The sequence below is a fragment of the Acinetobacter sp. YH12132 genome (genome assembly GCF_013418645.1).
In the GTDB taxonomy this organism is placed as follows: domain Bacteria; phylum Pseudomonadota; class Gammaproteobacteria; order Pseudomonadales; family Moraxellaceae; genus Acinetobacter; species Acinetobacter indicus.
This window is the reverse complement of sequence record NZ_VPBR01000002.1, coordinates 48100-60452: the sequence shown is the minus strand read 5'-3', so window position 1 is coordinate 60452 and position 12353 is coordinate 48100. Positions and strand designations below refer to the sequence as shown.

At 45.6% G+C, this 12353-nt stretch carries 13 protein-coding genes; 7 read left to right on the top strand and 6 right to left on the bottom strand.

Translation table 11 applies throughout. The annotated features are described in order from the left end of the window. Positions 1-49 precede the first annotated feature (49 nt). Entirely contained in the window at positions 50-1042 is a 993-nt protein-coding gene (locus tag FTU67_RS02420) for an NAD(P)H-quinone oxidoreductase (RefSeq protein WP_152342454.1), read from the bottom strand. A 130-nt stretch (positions 1043-1172) separates the two neighbouring features. On the opposite strand from FTU67_RS02420, the gene FTU67_RS02415 reads away from it, so the two are divergent. Continuing rightward, a complete protein-coding gene (locus FTU67_RS02415) occupies positions 1173-1517 on the top strand; it encodes a co-chaperone YbbN (protein ID WP_005179334.1) in 345 nt (114 codons plus the stop codon). A 70-nt stretch (positions 1518-1587) separates the two neighbouring features. On the opposite strand, the gene FTU67_RS02410 is transcribed toward FTU67_RS02415, so the two are convergent. From FTU67_RS02410 to cysD, 3 genes are all read right to left on the bottom strand, one after another. After that, positions 1588-1860 carry a hypothetical protein gene (locus FTU67_RS02410; protein ID WP_005179342.1) on the bottom strand — a complete coding sequence of 91 codons (273 nt, stop codon included), beginning with the start codon at positions 1858-1860 and terminating at the stop codon, positions 1588-1590. A gap of 144 nt (positions 1861-2004) precedes the next feature. Next, positions 2005-3618, bottom strand: a complete 1614-nt coding sequence (gene cysN, locus FTU67_RS02405; RefSeq protein ID WP_163170297.1) for a sulfate adenylyltransferase subunit CysN — start codon at positions 3616-3618, stop codon at positions 2005-2007. Positions 3619-3721: 103 nt separating this feature from the next. Further along, positions 3722-4636, bottom strand: a complete 915-nt coding sequence (gene cysD / locus FTU67_RS02400; protein WP_005179347.1) for a sulfate adenylyltransferase subunit CysD — start codon at positions 4634-4636, stop codon at positions 3722-3724. 324 nt (positions 4637-4960) lie between these two features. On the opposite strand from cysD, the gene FTU67_RS02395 reads away from it, so the two are divergent. Beyond that, on the top strand, positions 4961-5503 hold the full coding sequence (locus tag FTU67_RS02395; RefSeq protein WP_016659284.1) for a hypothetical protein: 543 nt from the start codon (positions 4961-4963) through the stop codon (positions 5501-5503). Positions 5504-5597: 94 nt separating this feature from the next. Here FTU67_RS02395 and lysS read toward each other — a convergent pair whose 3' ends face one another. Then, positions 5598-7124 carry a lysine--tRNA ligase gene (gene lysS, locus FTU67_RS02390; RefSeq protein WP_005179355.1) on the bottom strand — a complete coding sequence of 509 codons (1527 nt, stop codon included), beginning with the start codon at positions 7122-7124 and terminating at the stop codon, positions 5598-5600. Between the two features lie 256 nt (positions 7125-7380). Here lysS and FTU67_RS02385 point away from each other — a divergent pair, with 256 nt between their 5' ends. Further along, a complete protein-coding gene (locus FTU67_RS02385; protein ID WP_034598188.1) occupies positions 7381-7887 on the top strand; it encodes a YqiA/YcfP family alpha/beta fold hydrolase in 507 nt (168 codons plus the stop codon). A 53-nt stretch (positions 7888-7940) separates the two neighbouring features. On the opposite strand, the gene FTU67_RS02380 is transcribed toward FTU67_RS02385, so the two are convergent. Further along, positions 7941-8483 (bottom strand): adenine phosphoribosyltransferase, encoded by a 543-nt coding sequence (locus tag FTU67_RS02380; protein ID WP_005179368.1) that lies wholly within the window; start codon positions 8481-8483, stop codon positions 7941-7943. Positions 8484-8989: 506 nt separating this feature from the next. Between FTU67_RS02380 and rubA the strand changes: the two genes are divergently transcribed. The 4 genes from rubA to oxyR all read left to right on the top strand — a co-directional run bounded on the left by rubA (position 8990) and on the right by oxyR (position 12310). Continuing rightward, a complete protein-coding gene (rubA, locus tag FTU67_RS02375) occupies positions 8990-9154 on the top strand; it encodes a rubredoxin RubA (RefSeq protein WP_005179369.1) in 165 nt (54 codons plus the stop codon). Between the two features lie 77 nt (positions 9155-9231). Then, a complete protein-coding gene (locus FTU67_RS02370) occupies positions 9232-10410 on the top strand; it encodes an NAD(P)/FAD-dependent oxidoreductase (protein ID WP_180061359.1) in 1179 nt (392 codons plus the stop codon). Between the two features lie 51 nt (positions 10411-10461). Next, positions 10462-11397: an alpha/beta fold hydrolase gene (locus FTU67_RS02365; protein WP_206896949.1), complete on the top strand. Its 936-nt coding sequence runs from the start codon at positions 10462-10464 to the stop codon at positions 11395-11397. A gap of 13 nt (positions 11398-11410) precedes the next feature. Next, positions 11411-12310, top strand: coding sequence for a LysR family transcriptional regulator OxyR (oxyR, locus tag FTU67_RS02360; protein WP_180061357.1), 900 nt, complete (start codon positions 11411-11413; stop codon positions 12308-12310). Positions 12311-12353: the final 43 nt, after the last annotated feature.

Here is a 12353-nt window from a genome sequence, read left to right as displayed (position 1 = left end):
GATGAGCATAAAAAAGACCGGCTATAGCCGGTCTTTTTTAGATGCCGAATTAAATAATTTCTACCACAACCTTGCCAATATGATCACCGGTATCCATGGCCGCATGCGCTTCCTGGATCTGATCAAATTTAAAGGTTTTAAAAATCATCGGCAGACATTCACCTTTGCTCAATAATGGCCACACTGTGTCTTGCAAGCCTTGGGCAATTTCAGCTTTTTCTGCAGTATTACGCGCACGCATGGTCGAACCGGTAATGGTCAGGCGCTTCATCATAATCGGGCCAAGTTTCACATCTTTGGCTTTGGCACCGCCCAAGAACGCGATATAAACCAGACGACCATCACGGCGTAACAGGTTCAGGTTACGTTCCAGATAAGGTGCACCAACGATATCTAAAATAACATCGACGCCGCCATTGTCAGTCTGCTCATTAATCACCTGCTCAAAATCTTGTGTCTTGTAGTTAATGGCGGTGGTCAGATGGGAAATAGCCGCAACTTTTTCATCTGAACCGACAGTCGCAAAGGTTTTCATGCCCAGCGCATTACATAACATCAGCGCTGTGGTACCAATACCGCTGCTACCCCCATGGACCAGTACTGTTTCGCCAGCCTTGGCTTGTCCCATCTGGAACACGTTGGCCCATACGGTAAAGAAGGTTTCCGGAATAGCCGCAGCTTGTACAAAACTCAAGCCTTCAGGAATGGTCAGGGTCTGGCTTTCCGGAACCACGCAGTATTCTGCATAGCCACCGCCATTGGTCAGGCCACAAACTTTATCGCCGACTTTAAATTTGCTGACCTCTTCGCCTACCGCTACCACTTCACCTGCCACTTCCAGCCCCGGCACAGGCGTCACCCCTTTCGGCATTGGATAGAGGCCTTGGCGCTGCAAGATATCCGGGCGGTTTAAACCAAAGGCATGAACCTTAACCAGCACCTCATTGGCTGCTGGTGTCGGAATAGCCACACTTTCATAGGCCAGTTTTTCCGGGCCGCCTGGTTCTGTAATAATGACCTGCTGCATCGTCGCTTGTGACATGGATTTTCCTTAATTGTTCAGTGCAAGTTTTCTGTGCTCTATTTGAACATAGATAAATGACGGAATGAAGCCAAGCCGGACTTATGTATAATGAGATGTATATTTCGCAGATTGATAACTCAGGTGAGCCATGACCCAAGTCATCGACTATAACGAAAATAATTACAGTGAATTTGAATGGTTTGATGGCTTTGCCGTGATCCGCTTTTATGCAGACTGGTGTGCACCCTGCGTACAGAATTTTCCGGTGTTTGCCGAACTGGCCGGCTATTATGCCCACCATCAGCCAGAGATTAAATTTGGCAAGATCAATGTGGATCAATCTCCCATTCTCACCCTGCGTTATCATGTCTATGGATTACCTTCGACCCTGATTTTCAAGCAGGGACAGATCATCCACAGAATTGCAGGGGTCAAAAGTCTGACAGAGATGAAATCTATTCTGGCCTTAATCCTCAATGATTCTTATGAATGATTATCCATATAAAACTAAATCCAACAAAAATATTTCCTTTAGCTCGCTATCTAAAATACGGAGCCTTTAATTAACTACACCCTTTATATTCCTTTACCATTCGATCACTCACATCTTCCGGATAACATAGCGGTGCATATCCGCCTACACGATTATAAGCACTACGCTTACCACAACGACTACCATTACTTGCAGTATTGTAAGGACACGGACAATTTCCCGGATAATTCTCAATCGACTGCTGGATTATTTTCTGCTTGATTGCTTCAATGCTTTGGCTGCTCTGTTTGGCTTCAGCTCCAAAAGCCACACACAAGCCAGCCAGCAATATTAATTTTTTCATATATCCCCTAAATCTAGGGAGCATTGTATTAATTGACCGGTAAATTGAAAGATCACATTTTGACCAATCGAATGACTCTCATGCAATCAAAATTTAGGCAATAAAAAACCCGCCAATCAGACGGGTTTTTAAACCAGTCCAGTCTTATAGACGAACCAGCTCCACAATTTTCTCAGCCAGTTCTTCAACGGCTTCGGTGCCATAGCTTACGTCAGTGCCTTCAGCAACATCGGTGACCACCACAACACCAGTTTCACGAAGTAATGCCACTTGAGCAGCATTCAGACCCGCTTTTGCAATTGCAACTACACCTTGCTGAATCAACAGACTTTCCAGCGCTTGTGCATTTTCCAGTGCTTGTGCTGTTACAGTCACCGCAGCAGGTTTTTGACCTAAACGGGCAGCACGGTCTTCCGCAGTCACAGGTTCATCATGCGCAGTCCATTCTACCGCTGCTTCCACCATGCCCGCACCAACGGTCACGTTGCTTAAACGGTCAATGAAAATAAACGAGCCGGTATAACGGCTGTCCTGATAACGGTCAAATACCACTGGCGCATCAAACTCGATCTGAACATCAGCAATCGCGTTCAGTTCCAGCTGCTCTACCTGAGTTTTTTCCAGCGTATTCACGTTTACACGGTAGTTAATCTCAGCAATTTTGGCAGGAACAGTTTGTGTACCCAGCTTAATGTTGTACAGCTTGCCTTTGACCAGTGGCTGATCATTCATCCACACCACAGTTGCGCGTGCAGAACGTGAAATTTCCGGTTGATCGCCCGCTTTGACCAGCAGGTTACCGCGTGAAATATCAATTTCATCATTCAGGGTAAGGGTAACGGCCTGACCGACAAATGCACGTTCTAAATTGCCATCAAAAGTCACAATGTCTTTGACAGTAGAACGTTTACCTGATGGCAACGCGACAATTTCATCACCCACACGGATGTCGCCCGAAGCAATGGTGCCAGCAAAACCACGGAAGTCGAGGTTTGGACGGTTGACATATTGCACCGGGAAGCGGAATTCGTTTTTACCTGAAGTCCGGCTAATTTCCACGTTTTCCAGCGTTTCCATCAAGGTTTCGCCGTTGTACCAAGGAGTATTGGCCGACTTGTTCACCACGTTATCGCCATTCAGGGCAGAAATTGGCGTGAAAATGATATTGGCCGGTTTACGGTCACCAAGCTGGTTCACGAACTCGTTATATTGCGCCTGAATTTCATTAAAGCGCGCTTCAGAGAATTCCACCAGGTCCATTTTGTTGATCGCAACAATAATGTTCTTAATACCCAGCAGGCTGGCAATAAAGGTATGACGACGGGTTTGGGTCTGCACGCCATAACGCGCATCAATTAAAATAATTGCCAGATCCGCAGTTGATGCACCAGTGGCCATGTTACGGGTATATTGTTCATGTCCCGGGGTATCGGCAATGATGAACTTACGCTTTTCAGTCGAGAAATAGCGATACGCCACATCAATGGTAATACCCTGCTCACGTTCTGCCTGCAGGCCATCGACCAGTAAAGCCAGGTCAGGTGCATCCCCTGTCGTCCCGACTTTTTTCGAGTCACGGGTTACCGCTTGCAACTGATCTTCATAAATCAGTTTTGAATCATAAAGCAGACGACCAATTAAGGTCGATTTACCATCATCGACGTTACCGCAGGTCAGGAAACGCAATAAGTCTTTATTTTCGTGCTGTTTTAAATAGGCCAAAATATCTTGGCTAATGAGTTCTGATTGATGAGACATTGCTCAAACTCCACAAATTCTTTAGAAACCGGTTTAATCTCCCTGTATCCCCCTTTTACCCAGAGGGAATTTCCTCTCTTGTCTAAAGAGAGGTCGGGAGAAATTAGAAGTAGCCCTCTTGCTTCTTCTTCTCCATCGAGCCGGCTTCATCATGGTCAATCATACGACCCTGACGTTCCGAGCTGGTGGCCAGCAACATTTCCTGAATAATTTCAGGCAAGGTATCTGCGCCTGACTCAACTGCACCGGTCAGCGGGTAACAGCCAAGCGTACGGAAACGTACCGATTTCATTTGTGGTACTTCGCCTTCATGTAAACGCATACGCTCATCATCAACCATAATGAGTGTACCACTACGTTCTACCACTGGACGTTCAGCAGCAAAGTACAATGGAACAATTGGAATCTGCTCGAGATAAATGTATTGCCAGATGTCCAGCTCGGTCCAGTTCGACAATGGGAACACACGAATGCTTTCGCCTTTGTTGACCTTACCGTTATAAAGGTTCCACAGTTCTGGACGCTGGTTTTTCGGGTCCCAACGGTGTTTGGAATCACGGAAAGAATAGACACGTTCTTTGGCACGTGATTTTTCTTCGTCACGGCGCGCACCACCAAATGCAGCATCAAAACCGTATTTGTCCAGCGCCTGTTTCAGCCCCTGGGTTTTCATGATGTCGGTGTATTTTGAGCTACCATGATCAAATGGATTGATTCCGGCGTCACGGCCTTCCTGGTTCTGATGCACAATCAGATCAAAACCATGTTTCTTGGCCATGTTGTCGCGGAATTCAATCATATCTTTGAATTTCCAGCCTGTATCGACATGTAACAGAGGGAATGGAAGTTTTGCAGGATAGAAGGCTTTCAAGGCAAGATGCAGCATCACCGCAGAATCTTTACCAATCGAGTACAGCATAACCGGATTTTCAAACTCGGCAGCAACTTCACGGATGATATGAATACTCTCAGCTTCAAGCTGTTTCAGATGAGTAAGTCTTTCCTCATTTAATGACATGGACAACACCAGCTTAAATCAACGTGTACTTATTACACTTTATAAAATTTATATTCATTATAGAGATTTAGTTATCTGTACTATTGCTTGTTTTATTATATTAATATGCAAAAACGTCATATACAGGATTACTGATATTGCTATCAAAGTTTACTCATACCCTGCACAGCATCGCTTATTTTTAGCCTGATCACTATTTTCCAGTCGCCGTTTTTATGCTCACCTCTATCTATTGAGTTATTGTTAAAAGCTCTAATAGATCGCTTCATTTTCCAAGTGAAACACCTAAAATAAAACAAATTTTAATTTTTTCTGATTGCTCCCATGCCTTATAGTCATTACGATTTAGCCACCTTAAAAGCCCAGCTGGAACAGGCGCAGCTTGCCGGCTTTCTGTATCAGCATCAGCAGCACATGCTGGTGTTGCAAGAAGCGTTTGATGAAGATGGTTCTGCACTAAATACCTTTGTCCAGCACGAGTTCAGTGCCGATCAGATCGGGCTGCAATTTGGTCTACGACTTTCGGACCATAATATCGAGTTTTTGATTGGTCTGACCCACAGTAATCAGGATCGCGGTTATGAAATTGGTGCCGGCAATTTAAAAGGTGACCAGAAAGCCTTTAACCTGATGTATGCCTTTTATAATTATCCAAAGGCCTTTTATCTGGTCAGCATGCCACTGGCCTCCACCTCAAGCCAGCTGGAACAGGCCATTGAACAGCAACTGTTCCAGCGCCCGGAACTGGCCTTCCTCGACACCGCAGTCAAAACCAATCCAATGGGTGAACAGGTGCAGTGGATGAAATCCTTTATTGTGCAGCAAAGCCTGAACATGAAAGTGCGTATTCAGACCAGTTTAATCTAAGCGATTCTTCTGATCTGTGCTTTACGTATAGCTTGATGATACTCAAACAAAAAAATAACCCGCGAGATTCGCGGGTTATTTGATGTAGCAGATTTTAGTTCTTGTGACGCATATGCGGGAACAAAATCACATCACGGATACTTGGTGCATTGGCGAATAACATCACCAGACGGTCAATCCCGATCCCTTCACCTGCTGTAGGTGGCAAGCCATATTCCAGTGCTTCAACGAAGTCTGCATCGTAGTGCATCGCTTCATCATCACCAGCATCTTTCTCAGCCACCTGTGCCTGGAAACGCTCCGCCTGATCAATTGGATCATTTAACTCTGAGAAGCCGTTTGCCAGCTCACGACCACCAATGAAGAATTCAAAACGGTCAGTGATGTGCGGGTTCTCATCATTACGGCGAGCCAGCGGTGAGGTTTCTGCCGGGTATTCAGTAATGAAGGTTGGCTGACGCAGTTGAGTTTCAACCGTTTCTTCAAACACGATGGTTTGCAGCTTGCCTAAACCAAAGCCCGGTTTTACCTGCTCTTTCAATTCGTTTTGTACGAAGTTGGCCAGAAATTCACGGTCATTGACGTTTTCAGGGGTGAATTGCGGGTTGTGCTCAAGAATCGCATCAAACATCGAGATTTTCTTGAACGGACCTTTGAAGCTATACACTTCATCGCCATACGGCACATCGGTCGAACCCAAGATGTCGATGGCCAGTTTCTCCAGCATCTGCTCGGTCAGTTCCATCAAATCTTTGTAGTCTGCATAAGCCTGATAGAATTCAATCATGGTGAATTCCGGGTTATGACGGGTCGATACACCTTCGTTACGGAAGTTACGGTTAATTTCGAACACGCGTTCAAATCCGCCCACCACCAGACGTTTTAAATAAAGTTCTGGCGCAATACGCAGGAACAATGGCATATCCAGTGCATTATGATGGGTTTCAAATGGACGCGCCGATGCACCACCTGGAATCACGTGCATCATTGGGGTTTCAACTTCCATGAAACGTTTTTCAGTTAAAAACGCACGGATGCCCGATACCACTTTGGCACGAATTTCAAAAGTCTTACGGGTTTCTTCGTTTACAATCAGGTCCAGATAACGCTTACGATACTTCACTTCAGTATCGGTCAGGCCATGGAACTTGTCTGGTAATGGACGTAGCGATTTAGTCAGCAATTCAAAGTGCTCGATATGCACATATAAATCGCCTTTGCCTGAACGGCCGATATAACCTTTAACAGCAATAATATCGCCCAGGTCCAAACCTTTAATGGTTTCCAAGGTTTCAGGACTGAGTTCTTTACGGGCCACATACAGCTGGATACGACCGGTCATGTCCTGAATTACGATAAATGAACCACGGTTGAGCATGACACGGCCAGCCACCGACACATACACCTTGTCGCCGCCTTCAATTTCTTCTTTAGATTTGTCGGCAAACTGTTCTTGTAAATCTTGCGCGTAATGTTCACGCTTGAAGGTGTTTGGCCATGGACTGCTGTTGCTTTCCTGAGCCTTTTCTTGGATTTGCTTTAACTTGGCATGACGCTGTGCAATTAAATCGTTTTCGGAAATAGTGGGTTCAGAAGTCGACTGAGCGTTTGGTTGCGTCATCTCTGCCTCGAAAATTACTAAAAAATGAAGTGCAATAGCATAGCAGATTTATTTGGCTTTTCGTATGCTCTGCTGAATCCTAAGCCATTTTTTTCATTTTCTAAACCTCTGCTAAACAGCACCTCGCCTTCTGCTGAACTGTTAGACCAATAGCTAACTTCTTTCTTGCGCCACCACTCTTACAATAAGCAGGAGAAATTAATTGAAAAGGGAACTTTTCAACTATTCAATAGACGCTTGAGTGTGAATGAAAACAATGAATAGATGCACCTCGAAAATCCTATTTCTGCATGGGCTGGATTCCTCACGTGAATCGAGTAAGTTTCATGCCATCTGCGCAGATAAAAAATACTGTATTACCGTAGATTATCGCAATCTGAACTACCAGACGGTGGCCAGTTTCTATAACGATATTATTGTTAAAATCCAGCCTGAAATTATTGTCGGACATAGCCTCGGCGGCTATTGGGCCTTAAAGATGTCGGCGCTGCATGGTATTCCCTGCGTCATTGCCAACCCGAGTTTACAACCCGACTTCCGACCGGACTATCCGCAGATTTCCGAACAGGAACTGGACCATGATATTCCACAGCTGGCCTATCTGGAACTCGGCGATGAACAACTGGACATGCACTGGGTACAAACCCAGCTGGAAAATTACATGCCAATTCATGCTTTTAAAGGCGGTCATCATCGGCTGGTGTGTCCTGAAAATATCAATCCTTTAATCTGGCAACTGGAACAGCAATCACTGCACAAATAAAAAAGCCTTGCACTCGGCAAGGCTTTCTATGTTTTACAGGGTAGTGCTCAGACTTAAGCCACTGCTTCCACCGGCTTAGAGCGTTCATCCAGTACCGACCAGATGTTCAGACCCAAATCTGCGTGTAAATCTGGTAAATCCAGGAAAATGCTCGCACCCAGAATTTCATGCTGACATTTTTCTGCCAGTTGTTTCACTGCTTTTAAGGTACCGCCAGTCGCTAAAACATCATCCACAATAATAACTTTCTGACCGGTGACATCCGCCGCCATTTCCAGACGGTCCAGACCGTATTCCAGGCTATACCCCACACCTACTACCGGTGGTGGTAATTTACCGGCTTTACGCACCAGCAATAAGCCCTTGCCAGTACGCTGTGCCAACAGGCTGGCCAGCACAAAACCACGTGCTTCTACCGCAATAAAGCTATCTACTTCAGCCAGTTTTTCTGCAGGAATACTTTCAATTAAAGCATCTGTCAACGGACCAATATTTTTCATGAATAAAGGGGTCAAGTCATAAAAACAAATACCGGCTTTAGGAAAGTTTTGGACAGTACGAATGTGAGACCACAACGTTGTAGACAGCTTGCTCATAAGGAGATCGGAGAGAGATTAAAAAGAATAGGTGAATTTTACAGCGTCTTGACCACGAAGACCAGCCAAAGTCCGCCCTTCAGGTTTAAATAAAACCCGATTAAAATTAGTAAATCATTGTTTTTATTATTGGTATTTTTATACTAAATAATCAATATAGATTATCCTAATTATATAGAATAGCCTATTTAAGCAAAAATAGCTGTCCGACTTTAGTCGAAATTTAGGTGATCTCTCATATATTTTGAAAAGATTTGCGCTGGTTTTTAGTGTGCATATTGTCCGACACTATGCAATGTTTGAGATTTTAAAGATAAATTTTGTCCTTCTTAGCCATTCAGCTTTAGAAATGAAGCATTAGACTCCGATATTTACTTTACTTTAACCTCATAACTGCGTAAAAATTTAAGCGAATATGAAGTGTTAAAATCATATCAACTGAGTCATGCTGGTTAGGGAATTTTTTGCCGGTCAGGTTTATTGAAGATCGGCTTTTGGAGAGTCAAATGAAAAAGTATCAATGCATCGTTTGTGGATGGATTTATGACGAGGCAGAAGGCTGGCCGCAAGATGGCATCGTCGCGGGCACCAAATGGGAAGATATTCCAGATGACTGGACCTGCCCGGACTGTGGCGTATCTAAAGTCGATTTTGAAATGGTCGAAATCTAAGTACGCCTCGAAGACCATAACTGCATGGTCTTTTTTTATGTCTTGAAACTTATGCTCAACCTTTTATGGAGAAAATAATGCATCCGATTGTCATCATTGGTTCTGGTATGGCTGGCTATACAGTCGCCCGTGAATTTCGCAAACTGAACCCTGAACAGGAACTGGTCATGATTTGCGCAGATGATGCAATCAACTATGCAAAACCTACCCTCTCCAATGCCCTGGCCGGCAAAAAAGCACCCGAACAGATTGCGCTGGGGGATGCCGCAAAAATGGGGGCACAGCTGAATATGCGTATTGAAGTGCATACCTGGGTCAAAGCCATTGATGCCGAGCAGCATCTGCTGACTTTAGAGAAAGATGGCGTCGAAAGCCAGCAAGCCTATGCCAAACTGGTACTGGCAGTCGGTGCCAACCCGATTCGTCTGGCCATTTCTGGCGATGGCAGTGATGATATTCACGTGGTCAATAATTTAAATGACTATAAAGCCTTCCGCGAACAGCTGGCAGCGCGTCAGGATAAACGTGTGGTGATTTTAGGCGCGGGCCTGATTGGCTGTGAATTTGCCAATGACCTGCAAAACACCGAGCATCAAGTCACGGTGATTGATCTGGCACCCCAACCGCTCGGCCGTTTATTGCCTGAATTTATTGCCACTGCATTTAAACAGAACCTGGAAGAAACCGGGATTCATTTTGTCTTGGGCACCACGGTCGATAAAGTATCGAAACTGGATCATGGCGATTATCTGGTGACACTGCCCGATGGCCGCAGCCTGAGTGCCGATGTGGTGCTATCCGCCGTCGGTTTACAGCCGAATATCACTTTAGCCAAAGAAGCCGGCATTCATACCAGTCGCGGCGTGTTGACCAATGGCTTACTGGAAACCAACCTGGCTGATATTTATGCAGTGGGCGACTGCGCTGAAGTCAACGGGACTTTATTGCCGTATGTCATGCCAATCATGCAGCAGGCACGTGCCTTGGCCAAAACCTTAAATGGTGAAACCACACAAGTGCACTACCCGGCTATGCCGGTTGCAGTGAAAACCCCGGCGGCACCATTAACGGTGTTACCGGCCCCGGTAGATGTGGAAGTGACCTGGCAAAATGAAGAACTGGACGATGGCATGATTGCCAAAGCCTTTGACAGCACTGCCACCTTACGCGGCTTTGTGCTGCTCGGGCCAACAGCCGGCAAACAGCGCCTGGCTTTAAGTAAACTTGTTCCTGACTTGATTCCAGCGGCAGTTTAGCGCTTTAATCCATCAGGGGTGCGCGCTCACCTTGAAGAAAGGAATATAAGAATGAATAGTTTGCGGTTAAATGTTTCACCTTACAGCAGTTTTATGCACGAAACCAGAGTCGACTTGGGCAATGGCATTGAATTGCATGTCGAAATGGGCGGCGAAATTGGCAATCCGACCATTTTACTGGTCATGGGACTGGGTGCACAGCTGCTGTATTGGCCAGACTTTTTCTGCAAGTCACTCATTGACCAAGGCTTTCGGGTCATCCGTTTTGATAACCGCGATATTGGCCTGTCCTCCAAAGTACGCCATCAAGGCGAGCGCTTGAATACCCTAAAACTGATGGGCCGTTTTGCCTTGGGTTTAGAAAATCAAGGCGCACCTTATAACCTGTATGATATGGCCGATGATGTAGCGCTGCTGATTGATAAACTGGAGCTGGAACAGGTTGATGTGATTGGCGCCTCAATGGGCGGCATGATTGCGCAGATTCTGGCGGCCCGCTATCCGGACAAGGTCAGAAAAATGGCGCTATTGTTTACCAGCAACAACCAGCCTTTCCTGCCGCCACCTTTCCCGAAACAGCTGTTCAGCTTAGTGGGCAAGCCGGCATCCAATGATGAAGAAGGTATTATTAACCACAGCCTGAAACTGTTTAAAGTGATTGGTTCGCCGGGTTATCTGAATGAAATGGAAGCGGTACAGACCGCCCGTAAATTATATCAGCGAAGTTACCATCCAGCGGGTGTACTTCAGCAGTTTTTAGCAATATTATGTACAGGCTCATTGCGCAGTCTGGACAAGCAGATCCAACAGCCCACGCTGGTTGTTCATGGTTCTCGTGACCGCTTACTTCCACCTGCACATGGTAAGGCTGTTGCGAAAGCAATACCTGACGCTAAATTTGAATTAATTGAAGGAATGGGGCATGATATCCCTCCGCATTTCATTCCATATCTTAGCGAATTATTTGCTCATCACTTTAAATTATAAGCATTAGGACACTATGGCTGCATTACCATCCTTAAGACAGCTGTCATACCTCGTTACACTGTCTGAAACGTTGCATTTTACAGAAGCGGCGCGCCGTTCATTCGTGACTCAATCGACATTGTCGGGCGGAATCATGGAGTTAGAGCGCTTATTGGGTGGCGTATTAGTTGAACGCGATCGCCAAAATGTACGTTTGACTCCTCTCGGTGAACAAGTTGTAGCCCGAGCGCGTGTTCTATTGGCCGATGCACAGGACTTGATGCGTCTAAGCCGTGAAATGAGCGAGCCCTTAACCGGCGACCTGCATTTAGGTGTAATTCCAACCATTGCACCGTTCATTTTGTCGCAGCTGTTAGATGAAGTGCATAAGCAACTGCCAAAAATCCAGTTACACCTGCATGAAGCACAAAGTGAAAAAATTGTAGAAAAACTGGAACACGGTAACCTGGATATGGTGTTACTAGCGCTGCCGTTTGATACCCGCAGTCTGAAAGTTGCTGAAATTGCCAAAGAAAATCTGGTACTGGTCCACCATAAATCCGATGCACACTCGGCTCAGGCCAAATCTTTAGAAGATCTGGACCTGTCTCGCCTGATGCTGCTGGAAGAAGGCCACTGCTTGCGTGATCATGCCTTAAGTGCCTGCCCGATTGGCGAGCATAAAAATGATCATCGTTTAAAAGCCAGCTCACTACCAACTCTGGTGGAAATGGTATCAGCCAACCTCGGCTTTACCTTACTGCCTGAAATTGCCATTCATACCAATATGATTCAGGCCAATTCAGAACTGGTGGTGAAACAGATTGACGCGGCACCTACCCGTACCCTGGCCTTAGTAACGCGTAAGAGTACTCCGCTGCAAAGCGAATTTGATGTGTTATTGCAAATTCTGCAAAAAATCTCGCACAGCTAATATCTTCAATACCCATAAAAATAAGGAGCATCAGCTCCTTATT

Bases quoted from the DNA above. Each gene is read 5' to 3' on its own strand.
- FTU67_RS02420 (WP_152342454.1), bottom strand. From the start codon at position 1,042: ATGTCACAAGCGACGATGCAGCAGGTCATTATTACAGAACCAGGCGGC.
- FTU67_RS02415 (WP_005179334.1), top strand. From the start codon at position 1,173: ATGACCCAAGTCATCGACTATAACGAAAATAATTACAGTGAATTTGAA.
- FTU67_RS02410 (WP_005179342.1), bottom strand. From the start codon at position 1,860: ATGAAAAAATTAATATTGCTGGCTGGCTTGTGTGTGGCTTTTGGAGCT.
- cysN (WP_163170297.1), bottom strand. From the start codon at position 3,618: ATGTCTCATCAATCAGAACTCATTAGCCAAGATATTTTGGCCTATTTA.
- cysD (WP_005179347.1), bottom strand. From the start codon at position 4,636: ATGTCATTAAATGAGGAAAGACTTACTCATCTGAAACAGCTTGAAGCT.
- FTU67_RS02395 (WP_016659284.1), top strand. From the start codon at position 4,961: ATGCCTTATAGTCATTACGATTTAGCCACCTTAAAAGCCCAGCTGGAA.
- lysS (WP_005179355.1), bottom strand. From the start codon at position 7,124: ATGACGCAACCAAACGCTCAGTCGACTTCTGAACCCACTATTTCCGAA.
- FTU67_RS02385 (WP_034598188.1), top strand. From the start codon at position 7,381: ATGAATAGATGCACCTCGAAAATCCTATTTCTGCATGGGCTGGATTCC.
- FTU67_RS02380 (WP_005179368.1), bottom strand. From the start codon at position 8,483: ATGAGCAAGCTGTCTACAACGTTGTGGTCTCACATTCGTACTGTCCAA.
- rubA (WP_005179369.1), top strand. From the start codon at position 8,990: ATGAAAAAGTATCAATGCATCGTTTGTGGATGGATTTATGACGAGGCA.
- FTU67_RS02370 (WP_180061359.1), top strand. From the start codon at position 9,232: ATGCATCCGATTGTCATCATTGGTTCTGGTATGGCTGGCTATACAGTC.
- FTU67_RS02365 (WP_206896949.1), top strand. From the start codon at position 10,462: ATGAATAGTTTGCGGTTAAATGTTTCACCTTACAGCAGTTTTATGCAC.
- oxyR (WP_180061357.1), top strand. From the start codon at position 11,411: ATGGCTGCATTACCATCCTTAAGACAGCTGTCATACCTCGTTACACTG.